Here is a 16,012-nt window from a genome sequence, read left to right as displayed (position 1 = left end):
CGGTGTGCCGCGGGCTACCATGGTCTACAGAACAGCCTGCATACCGCTGTTCGCCGGATTCCGCACCGCGCCCCTTTCCGTCACGATGACGTCGATCAGCGCAGCGGGCGTAACATCGAAAACCGGATTCCACGCGCTGATCGTACTGTTCGACCCGATGAAACAGGGCGGAAGGAACTCCCGTGGATCGCGCTCCTCGATTACGATGTCCTTGCCGGAGCGGCAATTCCGATCGACGGTCGAGGTCGGTGCGACGACCATGAATTTGACCCCGTGTTGTCGAGCCAAAACCGCCAGCGAGTAGGTACCGATCTTGTTGGCCGTATCCCCGTTCGCCGCGATTCGATCCGCGCCGACGATCACCCATTGCACCCCTTGGCGACGCATCAACAGGCCCGCGGCCGAATCGGCGATCAGGGTCGCCGGTATTCGGTCCTGTGACAATTCCCAGGCCGTCAGCCGCGCGCCCTGGGACCAGGGACGGGTCTCGGTCGCGTACACGTCCCGCCGCGCGCGCCGGCAGAGGCTCCGAATCACGCCCAGTGCCGTGCCATAGCCACCGGTCGCCAGCGAGCCGGTATTGCAATGGGTCAGCACACCGGCAGCCTCCCCGATCAGATCGGCCCCCAGCTCGCCCATAGCCCGATTCGCCGCGACATCTTCGGCGTGGATGGCCTCGGCCCTAGCCAGCAGACCGGGGACAGGCGACGTGCCCGGCACCGTTGCAGCAATGACGGAGCGCATCTGGTCAAGCGCCCAGAACAGATTCACCGCCGTCGGACGGGATGCGGCAAGAACCTCCAGGTCCCTCGCTATCGCCTGCTTCCAGTCATCGGCACTCTGCGCAAATCGGGCCCGCGCCGCGAGTACCACGCCATACGCCGCCGCGATGCCGATCGCCGGGGCGCCGCGAACCTGCATGGTGGCAATGGCTTCGGCCACACCCGTGGCCGTCGAATGGCAATGGTAGTCGCAGGTGTCCGGGAGCCGCCGCTGGTCCAAGACCAGCAAGCCCTCATCGGACCAACGCAGCGCGCGCACGCTATCCTCGACTGCCTCGTGGTACGGATTCGACGTCATGAAAAATAGGAACCAGGGAATGAAATGACGAACTTTTCAGTCAGCGCCGGAGTCTCTTCTCCAGAGAGTCGATCATCAGACCGATAATCTCAGCGAGTGAAACCCGAGCGCCGAACGATGAAGGCGCATATTATCTTGCGGACACCCAAAACGAAATGACCCTTCACTCTAACCGTCGATGTGAGGTGCGCGCGTGATTCTCGAGCTTTATCTGTGGCTGTGGCCGCGCATGCAGCTGCGGTACTGTCTGCGGCGGGGCGGGTATCTTCTGGGTTTGGCGCTGCTGTTCATCGGACCGTTGATTTATGTCAACGTCGACCTGATCCGCAAGGGATTCAAGCCCTCGCAGGCGGGTTTGATGATCGAGGGCAGTCATGAGCAAGTCCAGGTCGACGGGCATTATTTGCCCGAAACGGAAGACTGAGCGGAACGCTGGCGTACCGCCTCGTAAAGCAGCACACCGGCGGCAACCGATACGTTCAGGCTCTCGACGCTGCCTGCCATCGGGATGCGCACCAGGAAATCACACTTCTGCTCGGTTAGGCGCCGCAGGCCACGGCCTTCGGCGCCGAGCACCACGGCCAGCGGGCCGGTCAACTCGGCGCTGTGCAGTGTCTTCTCGGCGCGCCCCGAAGCTCCCACGATCCAAAGCCCTGCTCCCTTGAGCCGATCCAGACAGCGCGCGAGATTCGTGACGCGATAGACCGGCACCGTTTCAGCAGCGCCCGAGGCCACTTTGGCCACGGTCGCCGTCAGGCCAACGGCCTGGTCTTTGGGGACCACCACGCCACAGCACCCCGATGCATCCGCCGTTCGCAAACAGGCGCCCAGATTGTGGGGGTCCTGAACCTGATCCAGCACCAGCAATAACGGCGAGGCCTTCGCTGCGGCAAGGCGCTCGAACAGTTCCTCCTCACCCTGCTCTACCGGCAAATTCAGCTCGAGCACGACTCCCTGGTGATTGCCACCGCCCGCCATACGGTCGAGTTGCGCACGGGCGACTCGTTCGGTGGCGATCCCTGCTGCATCCAGGGCCTGCGCCAATCGGCCCAGGCGGGCGTCGTGCCGCTGCGCGTCAAAATAAGCCGCGAGGATAGGCACACCACCGTGCTGCTGCAGCGCGGACTCCGCCGCGTGCAGCCCGAACACACGCCGGGCCTGTTTCAACGTCGCCTTCTCTTCTTTACGCCATCGTCCTGACGACTGGCCTTGGCGGCCGGCTCCAGGTCGATCTTGCGGTCGTCGAGATCCACGCGCACCACCGTCACGCGCACCGGATCACCGAGCCGGTAACGCACGCCGGTGCGCTCCCCGACCAGCCGGTGCCCTACCGGATCGTAATGGAAGTAGTCCTTGTCGAGGCTGGAAATGTGCACCAATCCTTCGATGAAGATCTCGCGCAGTTCCACGAACAGGCCAAAGGACGTCACGGCCGAAACGACCCCGTCGAAGGTCTGACCGACCTTGTCGAGCATGTACTCGCACTTCAACCAGCTGACGACGCCACGCGTGGCCTCGTCGGCGCGCCGCTCGGTGCTGGAGCACTGCTCACCGATCATCAGCACGTCGTTCAGCGCATACTCGAAGGTGTCCGCCTTCCCACCGTCAATGGCATGCACGATCGCACGATGGGTCAACAGATCGGGGTAGCGCCGGATCGGTGATGTGAAATGGGTGTAGGCGGGCAACGCCAAGCCGAAGTGGCCCTTCTTTTCCGGACTGTAAACGGCTTGCGAGAGGGATCGCAGCAGAACGGTCTGGATCAGGTGTTCGTCAACACGGCCGACGATCTTGTCCAGCACCTGAAAATAATGGATGGGCTCGGGGCTGTCGCCGCCTTCCAGCGACAGGCCGACCTCCCCCAGAAAGGCCCGCAGGTCGGCGAGCTTCTCGGCGGAAGGACCATCATGCACACGGAGCAGATGCGGCAACTTCGAGCGCGCGAGGAAGCGCGCCGCGCATTGGTTGGCCAGGATCATGCATTCCTCGATCAGGCGATGCGCGTCGTTGCGCTCCGCCGCGACGATGCTCTCGATCTTCTTACCTTCGCCGAAAATGATCTTGGACTCACGGCTCTCGAAGTCGATAGCGCCGCGCTCCTCGCGGGCCCACCGCAGGCGCTTATAGAGCGCAAACAGTTCCTCCAGGTGCGGTACCAGATGTCGCCGCGCACGCCGCAGATGCTTGTCGCTGTCGACCAGGATCTTCGCCACCTCGGTATAGGTCAGACGCGCCTGGGACCGCATCAGCCCGCGGTAGAACTGGGAACGGATGACGGTGCCGTCGACGTTGACGCTCATCTCGCAGACCATGCAGAGCCGATCCTCGTCGGGATTCAGCGAACACAGCCCGTTCGACAGGATCTCCGGCAGCATCGGGATGACCCGCTGCGGAAAATACACCGAGTTGCCCCGCAATAGCGCCTCGTTGTCGAGAGCGGAACGAGGTCGGACGTAATGCGACACGTCGGCGATCGCCACGTATAGCTTCCAGCCCTTGGGGGTCCGCTCGCAGTACACTGCGTCATCGAAATCGCGCGCATCCTCGCCATCGATCGTCACGAGCGGCAGATGCCGCAGGTCGACCCGCGCCGGATGAGCGTCCTGCGCAACCTGCCCTTCGAAGGGCGCGACTTCGGCCAGCACGGCCTCCGACCAGACATTCGGGAGATCGTAGCTACGAATCGCGACCTCGATCTCCATGCCGGGCGCCATGTGGTCGCCCAACACTTCGGTCACGCGACCGATGGGCTCACGGCGCAGCGTCGGCTGCTCGATGATCTCGACGACGACGATCTGGCCGTTCCGGGCTTCGCCGACGGCCGACTCCGGGATCAGGATGTCATGGTTGATGTTGCGCTGTTCCGGCACGACGAACGCGATACCGCGCTCGATGTACAGCCGGCCGACGACCCGTTGCGTGTTCCGCTCCAGGATTTCCACGACGGCACCCTCACGGCGTCCACGCCGATCGATGCCGGTCACGCTGGCCACGATGCGATCACCCGGCATCAGGGCGCGCATCTCCCGCGGCGACAAAAACAGGTCTTCGCCGCCGTCGTCGGGACGCAGGAAGCCGAAGCCGTCGGCATGACCGAGCACCCGTCCGGCTGTCAGATCCTTGCGATTGACCACGCAGTAGCGCTCGCGCCGGTTGCGCAGCAACTGGCCATCGCGTTCCATCGCCTGTAACCGTCGCCGTAGCGACTCGAGATCGTCCTCCTCGGTCACACCGAGCGCCGCCGCCACCTCGTCGAGATTCAGCGGTCGCGCCTGCTCCTTCATCATTTCCAGAATCAGTTCGCGACTCGGAATGGGGCGCTCGTACTTTCCCGCCTCACGCTCGGCGAAGGGGTCCTTGAGTTTGAATTTGGCGGGGTTCGTCGAAGAGGGGTTAGTCATCTGCAAGCAAGAAGGTTGAGCCGGCCGGGATAGCCACGACCGAAAAACGGATGGGAGATCAGATTAGCGGCGCCCCACGCGGAGTCAGGCCGGCTGTCAACCGCGGGCAAGTCGCGGTCTCTCGAACCGACATGACGCGCGGAATACGGAAAAAATGGAAACATGGTTGACAGGTTGGCCGCGAGTCATTATTCTTCGCGGCTGTTCGAGAGCGTCAAGCGCTCGACATGCCGAGGTGGCGAAATTGGTAGACGCGCATGATTCAGGTTCATGTGGGGAGACCCTTGGAGGTTCAAGTCCTCTCCTCGGCACCACCCTTCCCCGTTCACGCGAACGGATCCCGCAAGATGATCGTATCCTGACGATCCGGCCCAGTCGAAAGAATGTCGACCGGCACCCCAACCAGATCCTCGATGCGCCGGATGTAATTCCTCGCATTGGCGGGTAGTTCGTCCATCCGTGTAATCCCGGCCGTCGACTGCGACCATCCCGGCAGCGTTTCGATTACCGGCTCACACCGGGCATAGTTCTCTGCACCCTGCGGCACGACATCGATCACGGCCCCGTCGTGGCGATAAGCGACGCACAGACCGATGCTCTCTAGCCCATCCAGCACGTCCAGCTTCGTCAGACACAAGCCGCTCAGACTGTTGAGCCGGGCGGATTTACGCATCAGCACCGCATCGAACCACCCGCAACGCCGCCGCCGGCCAGTGGTGGCACCAAACTCCGCGCCGCGAGACGATAAATGCTCACCCGTCTCGTCGAACAGTTCGGTCGGAAACGGGCCGTTGCCGACTCGGGTCGAATAGGCCTTGGTGATGCCGAGTACATAGTCGAAATCGAGCAGCCCGACGCCGGTGCCGCACGGAGCCCCACCGGCGGTGGTGTTGGACGAGGTCACGAAGGGATACGTACCATGGTCGATGTCGAGCATCGCGCCCTGGGCGCCTTCGAAAAGCACGTTGCGACCCGCCGCCTGCAGGCCATACAAGGTTTCCGCGACGTCACCCAGCATCCCGCGGATATTTTCGCCGACCGCCATGACCTCATCATGCATGCGGTCGAAGTCGATGCCAGGCTCCGCGAAATACCGCGTCAGCACGAAATTATGGAGTTCCCAGAGTTCGCGCAGACGCTCGCTGAACAAGGCCGGATTCAGGAAATCGCCGGCGCGAATGCCGCGCCGTGCCACCTTGTCCTCGTAGGCCGGACCGATGCCCCGCCCCGTCGTCCCGATGGCCTTGCTGCCTCGCGCCTTCTCCCGGGCCGTATCGAGTGCCACGTGCAGGGGCAGCACGATGGCGCAGGACTGGCTGATCTGCAGACGTTCGCGTACCGCCACACCGGCCTTTTCGAGCACGTCAATCTCACTGAGCAGCGCTTCGGGCGACAGGACGACGCCGTTGCCGATCAGGCACTGCACGCCTGCCCGCAGGATCCCCGAGGGCACCAGATGCAGTACGGTCTTCCGACCGTCGATCACCAGCGTATGTCCAGCATTGTGACCGCCCTGGAAGCGCACCACGGCATCCGCGTTCTCCGTCAGCAGGTCGACCAGTTTCCCCTTTCCTTCATCGCCCCACTGCGTGCCGATGACGACGACGTTTTTTCCCATGAAAACACTCTCTAACCAATCAAAATGATGTTGGGCCCGAAGGCTTCCGTCGGGCAGCACCCGCGCGAGCTTAGCTGTCGGGGCGGGGGTATTTCAGACCCCGCGAACCGGCGCGAGAACAGAAGAGAAACCCCTGCTATGCAGACCGAATCAAGCCGGTCCGTCGAACTCCGCCACCGGCGTCAACTGCCATGCGCCCGCCCGCGACTCCAATCGGTGGGTGCAGCCCATGGCCTGCGGCGAGGCTGCCTGACCGGGAAGCTCACAGATCACGGTCCGCCCGGCAGCTCTCAAGCTACGGATCTCGCTATGCAGCGACTCGTCCTCGACGGAAGGCGCGAAGACCGTGCCCTGAAGGTCGTCACCGGCGGGCGTTTGCACTCCAAGGCGCGCGAGTACCCGCAGATCCGCGCTGAATCCCGTTGCCGGCCTGGCATGACCGAAGACGCGACCGATATCGTCGTAGCGTCCCCCACGCGCGATCTCACGGCCATAGCCCGGTACGAAGGCGGCGAACACGACGCCGGTCTGGTAATGGTAACCCCGGAGTTCAGCGAGGTCGAAATGAATCGGGAGACTGGGGAAGCGTCGCTGCACGGCGTGGGCGATGCTCTCCAGTTCGTCCAGCGCCCGATGCAGTGCGCCGTCGCCCGCAGCGAGACGCTGTCGTGCCTGAGCCAGCACCTCCACCCCACCATTGAGATCGATCAATGCGGCAAACTGGTCGGCTACCGTCGGCGTCACTGCGGCTGCGGTCAGCCACTCACCCAGTTCCGGGCGCGCCTTCCGCTGCAGGATCTCGAACAACTCCCTCTCGGTGATCGAATCCAGCCCGGCGGCTGCCGCCAGCGAACGATAAATACCGACGTGCCCGAGGTCGAGGTGCACGCTGGAGATCCCTGCGACGGCCAGCATCTCCAACATCAGCGCCACGACTTCCAGGTCGCTGGCACCGCCAGCATGGCCGTACAACTCGGCACCGACCTGCATCGGACTGCGCGAGGACTCCAGCCGATCGTTGAGCGTATGCAGCACGGTTCCGAGATAGCACATTCGGGATGGCACGCCTTCTTCCGAATGGCGGGCATCGATCCGCGCCACCTGCGGTGTCATGTCCGCGCGGACCCCCAACAGGCGGCCGCTGACTTGATCGATCAGTTTAAAGGTCTTGATGTCGAGATCATGCCCGGTTCCCGTCAGCAGGGAATCCATGAACTCGATCAGCGGCGTCACCACGAGGCGATAACCCCAGGTGGAAAACAGATCGAGCACTTCTCGACGCATACGTTCCAGACGCGCCGCGTCGTCGGGGAGTATTTCCTCTATGCCCTCGGGGAGCAGCCAAGTATCGTCGTGGAGGCTGGGACGAGTCATGTGATCGGCAATTGACACGGCGTTGCGCCCGGACACCGCTGCGGTGGTCCGGGCGCTGGAATGATACAGGATGGCATCTCGGTCATGAGACCGCGGCAGCGCCTGGAGATCGGGGCTGCCGGGGTCCCGGTCCGGAAGTCTAGCGGAGCTGCTTGAAGTAACGGAAGAACTCTGAATCCGGATCCGTCACAATCGTATTCCCTTCGCCCTGGAACGCGCCCTTGTAGGCGCTCAGGCTGCGGTAAAATGCAAAGAAATCCTTGTTCTTACCGTAGGACTGCGCATAGGTTTCGGATGCCGTGGCATCGCCCTCACCACGCTTCAGTTCCGCGTCCCGATAGGCTTCGGCCAGGATGATCTCGCGCTGCCTATCCGCATCGGCGCGAATCCGCTCGGCGCTCTCCGCGCCGCGCGACCGGAAATCACGCGCCACGCGCGCCCGCTCGGCTTCCATTCTTCGATAGACCGACGAACTGACCTCGCTGGGCAGGTCGACTCGCATGATGCGAATGTCCAGGATCTCTACACCCAATTCCTCGGCCTTGGGGGCGAGCGCCTTCACGAGGATGTCGCGCAATTCGTTGCGTTCCGAGGAAAGCATCTGCCCGATCGTGCGGCGACTGAATTCGCTGCGCGTGGCATCCTTGATGTTCTGGTCGAGGCGGATGTTGGCTTGCGCGATATCGCCCGAGACCTTTTTGTAATACGTCGCGACGTCCTTGACTCGCCATTTGGTGAAGGCGTCGACGATGACGTTCTTCTTTTCCGATGTCAGGTAGCGCTCCGGACGTGACTCCAGAGTCAGCACCCGCGCATCAAACTTCTTGACGTTATTGATCAGCGGAATTTTGAAATACAAACCCGGCGTGTAGTCGTCCCGAACGATCTCTCCCAATTGAAATTTGATCGCCTTTTCGGTTTCCGACACGGTGAACATCGACATCGACGCCAGAACCAGCAAAACGATACCGATGAATGAAATAGTCTTTATCTGTGTCATTGCTGGCTCCTTCCCTCGCGACCACGCGCTGCAGGGCGTACGATTCTCGCGCCACTATCGGACGAATCCTGAAGCTGAGAGATTCTGTCCTCCTCCGCCATCGAGACGGCGGGAGCGCTTGCCGCTCGCAGTTTGTCGAGGGGCAGGTAGAACATGTTGTTGCCGCCCTTGACATCGACCAGCGTGACGTTCGAGCGGCTGTAGATATCCTGCAGCGTTTCGATGTAAAGGCGCTCGCGCGTGACGTCCGGGGCCTTTTCGTATTCCGCGAGCAGGCGACTGAAGCGTCCCGCTTCACCCTGTGCCCGAGCGATGACGCGCTGTTTGTACGCCTCAGCTTCCTCGGACAGACGCGCCGCCGCGCCCCGGGCCTTCGGAATGACTTCATTGGCGTAGGATTGCGCTTCGTTCTTCAAACGCTGTTCGTCCTCGCGCGCCTTGATGGCATCCGCGAAGGCGGGCTGCACTTCCTCGGGAGGCTGGGCATCCATCAGGTTGACCGACAACACCCGGATACCCGTACCGTAGTCGTCCAGCATCCTCTGGACTTCGTTCTTGATTTCCTCGGCAACCTCGCTGCGGCCCTCGGTCAGCACGAAATCCATCGTGCTCTTGCCGATCACCGCGCGCTGGGCGCTTTTGGTGGCCTGCTTCAGCGTGGCTTCCGGGGCCAGTACCGAGAAGAGATACTCCTTGGCATCCTTTATCTGGTATTGCACGGTCAGGTGCACGTCGACGATGTTCTCGTCCTGCGTCAGCATCAGAGATTCGCCGGACGCCATGTCTTGCGAGGAGCGACCACTCACGCGAGTGCCGACTTCGGTGACACGCTGTTGTTCGACATTCACGATCTGCACGCTCTCGATGGGCGCCGGAATGTGCCAATGCGGGCCGGGCATCGTGGTCTCTGCGTACTTGCCGAAGCGCGTCACGACGCCACGGTTGCCTTCCTGCACGATGTAGATACCGGTCAGAATCCAGATCAGAACGAGACCGCCTGCGGCCAGTCCCACGAGCTTTCCGGGATTACCCATGCTGCCGCCCGGGCCTGAGCCGCCACGGCCGCCGAACAGGCGGTTGAACCGGTCCTGCAAGGATCGCAGCACTTCTTCCAGATCCGGCGGAGATTCCTGCTGGTCGCGCCCACTCCAGGGGTCTTTCTTCGGGCTGCCCGGTTCGTTCCAGGACATTAGTACGCTCCTCATAAACAATCGGTGGCTACGGCCGATCCGCAAGACCGGCGATTATCCGCAAAAAACGGCGTGCTGACAAAATTAAACGCCGGCGCGGTGAGCGCGGACGCGGTGCGGGGGAACTGCGTACTAGGCAGCAGCCTCGGCCACGTCGGCGCGCGGCATGACGAAACCGGATGATTCGAGACGCCGGAGTTCGAGGGTAGGTAGTTCCACCACCAGGTGCCACCCCCCGCCGTCATCGTCACGCTCTTCTAGGACCCTGCCGAGCTGATAAAGTTTGGCTCTCAGCGCGGACTCGGCGGGCGCCAGGCGCAGCCGGAGCACGGTCAGATCGGCGGCGAAGTGCTCCTCAAACGCCTGATCGAGCCATTCAAGACCCTCCCGCGATCGCGCGGAGAGCCAGATACGGGCCACGCGTCCTTCCGAATCCCGCTCGTAACGACTGCTCTCACCCTCGATCAGGTCGATTTTGTTGTAGACCTCGATCCGGGGTACTGACTCCGCTCCGATCTCTGCCAGCACGGCTTCGACTTCCGTGTACTTTTCAGCGGCATGTTCGTCACTGACGTCGATGACGTGAAGCAACAGATCCGCTCGGCTCGCCTCGTGCAGCGTCGAGCGGAAAGCCGCGATCAGCTCGTGCGGGAGGTCCCGGATGAAGCCGACGGTATCGGCCAGAATGACCGCCAGATTGGGACCGACCGGGCGCCGCCGCAAGGTCGGATCCAGCGTTGCGAACAACTGGTCGGCGGCATACACCTCGGACTGCGTCAAGGCATTGAACAAGCTGGATTTGCCGGCATTCGTGTAACCGACCAGGCCGACGACGGGAACTGCGTTGCGCCGACGGGCCTGACGCCCCTGATCGCGCTGTTGCTCGACCTTGTCGAGCTTTTTCCGAATCTGCCGGATGCGATTGGCGATCAGCCGCTTATCGGTTTCCAGCTGCGTCTCGCCGGGTCCGCGGAGTCCGATACCGCCTTTCTGCCGCTCCAAGTGGGTCCAGCCGCGAACCAGTCGCGTGGACAGGTGCCGGAGCTGGGCGAGTTCAACCTGGAGCTTTCCTTCGAAGGATTGCGCGCGCTGCGCAAAGATGTCGAGGATCAGTGCCGTTCGGTCAATTACCCGAACATTCAAGGCCTTTTCTAGATTCCGCTCCTGACTTGGCGTCAAGGGATTATCGAAAAGAACGAGTTCGGCCTCGCTCGCCTGCACGACCTCGGCAAGCTCGGTCAACTTACCGCTGCCGATGCAATAGCGGGGATCCGGGCTGTGTCGCCGCGTCCGCACGACAGCCACCGGATCGGCACCCGCGGAGATCGCCAACTCCCTCAGTTCGTCAACGTCGTTGGGCACCGGTGCCAGCTGAACGTGGACCAGAACGGCCCGCTCGCCCGCACTCGGCCGATCAAACAATCATGTGCCCCGGCGAGAGTTTGTCTACGGTAAGATTCCGACCCGTGGACACTCAAGCATCCTCGCCTTCGCCCTCTGCATCGTCGCCGTGCGGAAGACGGACTTGTCGAGCGGGTACTATTGTGGAGATCGCATGTTTGTAAACCATCTGGCTGATGGTGTTTTTCAGCATGATCACATATTGATCGAAGGAATCGATCTTGCCCTGCAATTTGATACCGTTCACAAGATAGATAGATACGGGTACATGCTCTTTCCGAAGCACGTTCAGGAAGGGATCCTGCAGATTTTGCCCTTTCGACATCCTATTTCCCCTTATTTTTAGTTCTTGCTGCGGCACCGCTCGCATCACCAAACGTCCACATTTAATCAGAAAACGCCGTTTTCCGCCATCGCGCGCGCCATTGACGCAGCGCTTCCGAACTCGCGCGACCCCTTGCTCAGCGGCGTTCATTCGCCGACACGCCAAGCCTCCCAGTGCAAGTTCGCCACTGCCGATGGACGGCGCCATCGGTCTGGCGAATGGGTTAGAATCCTTTGCCCGCAACTCGTTCCCTTAAGGCTATCGTGAAGACCCACGCGCATCTCGGACCCGTCATGATCGATCTGGCCGGCATGACGCTGGACGCGACCGAAGTTCGCCGCCTGCGACACCCGGCGACCGGCGGCGTTATTCTGTTCTCGCGCAACTACGAGAATCTCGCCCAGCTCTGCTCGTTGATTGCCGCTATCCGGGACGCGAGACCCGGGGTACTGATCGCCGTTGACCACGAAGGTGGCCGCGTACAACGCTTTCGAACCGAGTTCACGCGCCTGCCCGCGGCGGCCGCCTATCGCACCACCGGGTCAGACGCCACGGCGGCACAAGCCGCCGAATCGGCCGGCTGGCTAATGGCCAGCGAACTGCGCGCGGCCGACGTCGACTTCAGCTTTGCGCCCGTGCTGGACGTGGAATGCGGTATCAGCCAGGTCATCGGTGACCGGGCATTCTCCAACCAGCCCGGAGAAGCCGCCGCACTGGCTGCTGCTTTTTTCCGCGGCATGCAGAGGGCCGGGATGGCAGCCGTCGGCAAACACTTCCCTGGCCACGGTGGCGTCAGCGCGGACTCCCACCTTGCCCTCCCGATAGACCACCGGGCCTGGGAAGAGATTGACGAAAGGGACCTGATCCCCTTTCGCGCGCTGATAGAAGCCGGCATTCAGGGCATCATGCCGGCACACGTCCTGTTCCCCGCCTGCGATGCCTCACCGGCCGGATTTTCCCGGTTTTGGATCGAGGAGGTGCTGCGCCGCCGGCTCGGGTTCACTGGGGCGGTGTTCAGCGATGACTTATCGATGTTCGGCGCGCAGGTCGCCGGCACCCTATCCGAACGATCCCGGGCGGCCCTGGACGCCGGCTGTGACATGGTGCTCGTGTGTAACGTCTCGGAGGCGGTCGAACCCGTTCTGGACGCGCTCGCCGACGATGACCCGCCGGAGCGCCAGAGGCGGCTGGAAGCGATGCGCGGCCGATTTCCAGTAGTCCGGACTCAGCTTGCGGAGAGCACCGAGTGGCGCGAAGCAACGACGGCGCTGCGCCGCCTCGACGAGGCGCCGGCGGCATGACGACCCTCGCGCACCTGGCCGAAGTCCGTGCGGCCGCCGAATTGCTGTACTCCTGTGCCGAGGTCGAGTCAGCCATCTGCCGCGTCGCCGCCGAACTCTCCCGGAGAGTCGCGGGCAGCAATCCGCTCGTCGTCACCGTCCTCGATGGCGGCATCATTTTCTGCGGCAAGCTTCTGCCGCTGCTGGATTTCCCGCTGCAGCTCGATTCCGTCAGCGTCAGCCGTTACCGCGGCGAGACGCAGGGCAGCAGCCTCCAGTGGCGGCTGCACCCCAAGACACCGCTAGCGGGCCGAACCGTCGTGCTGGTTGACGACGTGCTCGATGAGGGCCACACGCTGGCCGAGTTGCAGCGCTACTGCGTCGAACAAGGCGCTGCCGTCGCGCTGATCGCCGTGCTGATCGAAAAGAGGCTACCGCGCGCCAAACCCTGTCGCGCCGATTTCGTCGGCCTGGAGGCGGACGACCGTTATCTGTTCGGCTACGGGATGGACTATCGCAATTACCTGCGCAATGCCGCCGGAATCTATGCCTGCACCCACCTGTAGCGGACGACGCAAGCCATGACTGTCACGGCGATTATTGGCGGAACCGGACTCACCCGCCTTGAAGGGATCGAGATCACCGGAAGCGAGCGTATCGCGACACCATTCGGCGAGCCATCCTCCGAACTCCTGCAGGGCCGCCTGCACGGGGGCGAAGTGATTTTCCTGGCGCGACACGGAAACCCGCACCGCACGCCCCCGCATCGCATCAACTACCGCGCCAATATCTGGGCTTTGCGCGCGGCCGGCGCGACCGAGGTCATTGCAGTGGCCGCGGTCGGCGGCATCACCGATGCCATGAGTCCGGGCCGGGTCGTCATCCCCGATCAACTGGTCGACTACACGCACAGCCGTGCGGGAACCTTCTTCGAGGACGATCTCGCCGAGGTCGTCCATATCGACTTCACCGAACCCTATACGGCGGATCTGCGCCAGCGACTGCTCGCTGCTGCCGATAGGGCTAAGGTCGCGGCGGTCGATGGCGGAACCTACGGCACCACCCAGGGACCGCGCCTGGAGACGGCTGCCGAGATCCGCCGCATGGAGCGGGACGGCTGCGATCTGGTCGGGATGACCGGCATGCCGGAAGCCGCGCTGGCACGCGAGCTCTCTCTGCCATACGCATGCTGTGCAGTCGTCGCAAACTGGGGCGCAGGAAAATCCGAGGGCGAGATCACAATGGCCGAGATCGAGCTACACCTGGGCCGCGGGATGACAGACGTGGCGCAACTGCTGCGCGCGTTCTTGAAGGGCTGAGTGTTCAGCCGCAGCCCCCCACGACGACGCGTACGAGCCTCTCCGTCGCGAAATAGCGGCCGTTGGCCCGCGCCAAAGCGACGACGCGACCGGTTGCATTCAATTTGACCCGCAGCGTGACGAACGGCACGGCCGGCGCAGCAAAGTCGAAGGCCGCGAGCAGTGGGAAGGGGTTCTTCTCGGCCAACAGTACCAGCCGATCGGTTCGGGCGATCCGGCTTTCCAGGCTGACCGGTACCACCGCACCGTCCTCGGCAACCGCCGGAATCGTGAAGCTCAGCAGCGAGGTGCTCCCGAGCTCGGCCGGCCCGACCTCACGGCGCAAGGCGAGCGCTAACGGATCGTCAGGGTCGTCCGTGGCCACCCGGGGCCGCGTTCCGGCACGAGAGGCTCCTGCGACACAGACCAGAAGGGCTGCATCGACGAGTCGATGGAGGAAGTCTCTCCGGCTACCGGGTTGCCCTGGGTTCATGCGCATGCCACCGCTGCGGTTTGTCTGGCCATACGACTATGGATACTCTAGTCGCCGGCATCAAATCAAGCGCGCGGCCAACGTGATCGTTCACGTCGGCGCGGTCCCCCTCTTCGAGGCATCTCATCCGGCATGGTCCCGATCAAGATTCGAACCAAACGACTCGACGGCATGACCGAGGTGCGGCTGTTGATCACGCATCCGATGCATACGGGACGCCAAAGAGATCCTTCAAGCAACGCGCTTATCGCGGCGCACTATCTGCGCGAACTGCGCATCGAGCGCAACGGCCAGTTGCTGGTGGACTGTACACTCAGTACCGCGGTGTCGCGCGATCCCTATCTGTCGTTCCGGTTCGAGGGAGGTGCGTCCGGCGACCGGCTCACGGTTCACTGGTCGGACAACCTCGGCGGCGCCGGCACCGAGCAGGTGCTGTTACCTTGAATAAACCCCTCAGCGAATAAACCCCTGAGCGTGCGTGATGCCGGAGGGCTGCTTCGACGCTCCGCCAGGAGAAGGGCATCGCGCCTCGACACAGCGCAGGACTGAGCCCCCTGGGGCGATCGCGTGAAGGCCAAGGGGGCTTGCTAACGCGCATCTTCGCGCCAGGGATTTCCGAAGAACCGCCTCCGCGGTTAGGGTGTTGCGTGCGCGCGGCGCCCGTTCTGAGATGCCCGCACTGCAGCGCGCGCTGTGCACACGAAATCACTGCGCTGCAACGCGGGGTGCGCCAGCACCCGACGCGTACCCCAACCGGCGCTGCACGCGAAACCGGGATTGGCCGCGCGGAAGCTTCCGGGGTAAAGTATCGCCGCAGTTTTGCCTGGCAATGCGCTCAACCCATCCCGTTTCGACGCCATGATCCGATATCTCACGACCGACTGCCTCCCTCAACTGGCCCGCCGGTTGGCGCCCTTGCTGGGACTGGTGCTGCTAACGACCTTGGTGGCATGTACCCGCGTCCCCGAAGGACTTCAGCCTGTCACCGGCTTCGACGTGAATCGGTATCTCGGCACGTGGTACGAAATCGCACGCCTCGACCACAGTTTCGAAAGGGGGCTGCAAAACGTCAGCGCCGAATACACCTTGAAGCCCGACGGCGACATCGCGGTGCTGAATCGCGGCTACAACACCGAGGAAAGGCGCTGGGAGGAAGAGGAAGGCAACGCCCGCTTTGTCGGGGACCCGCATGTGGGCAGCCTCAAGGTGTCGTTTTTTGGTCCGTTCTACGGCGGGTATCACGTCCTCGCCCTCGATCACGACTACCGCTATGCGATGCTGACCGGACCTTCACGCAAGTATTTGTGGATCCTGTCACGCCAGGAAACGCTCCCGGAAGACGTGCTTCAAGGCCTGCTGCATCAGGCGAAGGTCTGGGGCTTCGACACCGACAAGATCATTCGGGTCAGCCACGCGCCACCGGCGGAGGCAGCTTCACCGGTCGGGGCAACAGTTCCGACTGCGCCCACCCAACCGGCCCCGTCCCCCGCCCCGGCTCCCGCGAAGCCCTGACGAGGCGACCGACCGCGATGAGCATGCCGTCCAGGATCAC

16 protein-coding genes and 1 tRNA gene are annotated in these 16,012 nt (G+C 63.0%); 7 read left to right on the top strand and 10 right to left on the bottom strand.

All coding sequences use genetic code 11. The features are described 5' to 3' along the window. Positions 1–24: 24 nt before the first annotated feature. Entirely contained in the window at positions 25–1,080 is a 1,056-nt protein-coding gene (gene mtnA / locus BWR02_RS09905; protein ID WP_139557577.1) for an S-methyl-5-thioribose-1-phosphate isomerase, read from the bottom strand. 193 nt (positions 1,081–1,273) lie between these two features. On the opposite strand from mtnA, the gene BWR02_RS09900 reads away from it, so the two are divergent. Further along, positions 1,274–1,504: a hypothetical protein gene (locus tag BWR02_RS09900; RefSeq protein ID WP_129882385.1), complete on the top strand. Its 231-nt coding sequence runs from the start codon at positions 1,274–1,276 to the stop codon at positions 1,502–1,504. On the opposite strand, the gene rlmB is transcribed toward BWR02_RS09900, so the two are convergent. Continuing rightward, complete coding sequence (gene rlmB / locus BWR02_RS09895; RefSeq protein ID WP_139557576.1) at positions 1,480–2,247, bottom strand: 23S rRNA (guanosine(2251)-2'-O)-methyltransferase RlmB; 768 nt, start codon at positions 2,245–2,247, stop codon at positions 1,480–1,482. The genes BWR02_RS09900 and rlmB overlap by 25 nt on opposite strands. Further along, complete coding sequence (gene rnr / locus BWR02_RS09890) at positions 2,244–4,481, bottom strand: ribonuclease R (protein WP_139557575.1); 2,238 nt, start codon at positions 4,479–4,481, stop codon at positions 2,244–2,246. The genes rlmB and rnr overlap by 4 nt, the downstream gene beginning before the upstream one ends. A 229-nt stretch (positions 4,482–4,710) precedes the next feature. On the opposite strand from rnr, the gene BWR02_RS09885 reads away from it, so the two are divergent. Then, a tRNA-Leu gene (locus BWR02_RS09885) sits at positions 4,711–4,795 on the top strand. A gap of 11 nt (positions 4,796–4,806) precedes the next feature. Here the strand turns inward: BWR02_RS09885 and BWR02_RS09880 are convergent. From BWR02_RS09880 to hfq, 6 genes are all read right to left on the bottom strand, one after another. Beyond that, positions 4,807–6,099 carry an adenylosuccinate synthase gene (locus tag BWR02_RS09880; RefSeq protein WP_139557574.1) on the bottom strand — a complete coding sequence of 431 codons (1,293 nt, stop codon included), beginning with the start codon at positions 6,097–6,099 and terminating at the stop codon, positions 4,807–4,809. Positions 6,100–6,249: 150 nt separating this feature from the next. Beyond that, positions 6,250–7,473 (bottom strand): ATP phosphoribosyltransferase regulatory subunit, encoded by a 1,224-nt coding sequence (locus BWR02_RS09875; protein ID WP_139557573.1) that lies wholly within the window; start codon positions 7,471–7,473, stop codon positions 6,250–6,252. A gap of 139 nt (positions 7,474–7,612) precedes the next feature. Then, on the bottom strand, positions 7,613–8,473 hold the full coding sequence (gene hflC / locus BWR02_RS09870) for a protease modulator HflC (RefSeq protein ID WP_236102097.1): 861 nt from the start codon (positions 8,471–8,473) through the stop codon (positions 7,613–7,615). After that, complete coding sequence (hflK, locus tag BWR02_RS09865; protein ID WP_139557572.1) at positions 8,470–9,663, bottom strand: FtsH protease activity modulator HflK; 1,194 nt, start codon at positions 9,661–9,663, stop codon at positions 8,470–8,472. Before hflK ends, hflC begins: the two co-directional genes overlap by 4 nt. 132 nt (positions 9,664–9,795) lie before the next feature. Beyond that, positions 9,796–11,025 carry a ribosome rescue GTPase HflX gene (hflX, locus tag BWR02_RS09860; protein WP_407941061.1) on the bottom strand — a complete coding sequence of 410 codons (1,230 nt, stop codon included), beginning with the start codon at positions 11,023–11,025 and terminating at the stop codon, positions 9,796–9,798. 112 nt (positions 11,026–11,137) lie between these two features. Beyond that, the gene (gene hfq, locus BWR02_RS09855; protein ID WP_129882651.1) at positions 11,138–11,389 is read right to left on the bottom strand and encodes an RNA chaperone Hfq; all 252 of its coding nucleotides are present in this window, start codon (positions 11,387–11,389) and stop codon (positions 11,138–11,140) included. 293 nt (positions 11,390–11,682) lie between these two features. Here hfq and nagZ point away from each other — a divergent pair, with 293 nt between their 5' ends. The 3 genes from nagZ to BWR02_RS09840 are packed head-to-tail and all read left to right on the top strand — an operon-like array spanning position 11,683 to position 13,988. Continuing rightward, on the top strand, positions 11,683–12,690 hold the full coding sequence (nagZ, locus tag BWR02_RS09850) for a beta-N-acetylhexosaminidase (protein ID WP_139557653.1): 1,008 nt from the start codon (positions 11,683–11,685) through the stop codon (positions 12,688–12,690). Beyond that, positions 12,687–13,235, top strand: coding sequence for a hypoxanthine-guanine phosphoribosyltransferase (locus BWR02_RS09845; RefSeq protein WP_139557570.1), 549 nt, complete (start codon positions 12,687–12,689; stop codon positions 13,233–13,235). Before nagZ ends, BWR02_RS09845 begins: the two co-directional genes overlap by 4 nt. Positions 13,236–13,250: 15 nt before the next feature. Then, positions 13,251–13,988: an S-methyl-5'-thioinosine phosphorylase gene (locus BWR02_RS09840; RefSeq protein WP_139557569.1), complete on the top strand. Its 738-nt coding sequence runs from the start codon at positions 13,251–13,253 to the stop codon at positions 13,986–13,988. Between the two features lie 4 nt (positions 13,989–13,992). Here BWR02_RS09840 and BWR02_RS09835 read toward each other — a convergent pair whose 3' ends face one another. Then, the gene (locus BWR02_RS09835; RefSeq protein ID WP_162560097.1) at positions 13,993–14,352 is read right to left on the bottom strand and encodes a thiosulfate oxidation carrier protein SoxY; all 360 of its coding nucleotides are present in this window, start codon (positions 14,350–14,352) and stop codon (positions 13,993–13,995) included. 279 nt (positions 14,353–14,631) lie between these two features. On the opposite strand from BWR02_RS09835, the gene soxZ reads away from it, so the two are divergent. Then, positions 14,632–14,904 (top strand): thiosulfate oxidation carrier complex protein SoxZ, encoded by a 273-nt coding sequence (gene soxZ, locus BWR02_RS09830; protein ID WP_236102095.1) that lies wholly within the window; start codon positions 14,632–14,634, stop codon positions 14,902–14,904. A 414-nt stretch (positions 14,905–15,318) separates the two neighbouring features. Beyond that, complete coding sequence (locus tag BWR02_RS09825) at positions 15,319–15,972, top strand: lipocalin family protein (RefSeq protein WP_139557567.1); 654 nt, start codon at positions 15,319–15,321, stop codon at positions 15,970–15,972. Positions 15,973–16,012 lie beyond the last annotated feature (40 nt).

The sequence above is a fragment of the Methylotetracoccus oryzae genome (assembly GCF_006175985.1).
GTDB lineage: Bacteria > Pseudomonadota > Gammaproteobacteria > Methylococcales > Methylococcaceae > Methylotetracoccus > Methylotetracoccus oryzae.
This window is presented reverse-complemented; position numbering and strand designations above follow the sequence as displayed.

Excerpts from the sequence above, each read along its gene's own strand:
- mtnA (WP_139557577.1), bottom strand. The coding sequence starts at position 1,080 with ATGACGTCGAATCCGTACCACGAGGCAGTCGAGGATAGCGTGCGCGCG.
- rnr (WP_139557575.1), bottom strand. The coding sequence starts at position 4,481 with ATGACTAACCCCTCTTCGACGAACCCCGCCAAATTCAAACTCAAGGAC.
- BWR02_RS09880 (WP_139557574.1), bottom strand. The coding sequence starts at position 6,099 with ATGGGAAAAAACGTCGTCGTCATCGGCACGCAGTGGGGCGATGAAGGA.
- BWR02_RS09875 (WP_139557573.1), bottom strand. The coding sequence starts at position 7,473 with ATGACTCGTCCCAGCCTCCACGACGATACTTGGCTGCTCCCCGAGGGC.
- hflC (WP_236102097.1), bottom strand. The coding sequence starts at position 8,473 with ATGACACAGATAAAGACTATTTCATTCATCGGTATCGTTTTGCTGGTT.
- hflK (WP_139557572.1), bottom strand. The coding sequence starts at position 9,663 with ATGTCCTGGAACGAACCGGGCAGCCCGAAGAAAGACCCCTGGAGTGGG.
- hfq (WP_129882651.1), bottom strand. The coding sequence starts at position 11,389 with ATGTCGAAAGGGCAAAATCTGCAGGATCCCTTCCTGAACGTGCTTCGG.
- nagZ (WP_139557653.1), top strand. The coding sequence starts at position 11,683 with ATGATCGATCTGGCCGGCATGACGCTGGACGCGACCGAAGTTCGCCGC.
- BWR02_RS09845 (WP_139557570.1), top strand. The coding sequence starts at position 12,687 with ATGACGACCCTCGCGCACCTGGCCGAAGTCCGTGCGGCCGCCGAATTG.
- BWR02_RS09840 (WP_139557569.1), top strand. The coding sequence starts at position 13,251 with ATGACTGTCACGGCGATTATTGGCGGAACCGGACTCACCCGCCTTGAA.
- soxZ (WP_236102095.1), top strand. The coding sequence starts at position 14,632 with ATGACCGAGGTGCGGCTGTTGATCACGCATCCGATGCATACGGGACGC.
- BWR02_RS09825 (WP_139557567.1), top strand. The coding sequence starts at position 15,319 with ATGATCCGATATCTCACGACCGACTGCCTCCCTCAACTGGCCCGCCGG.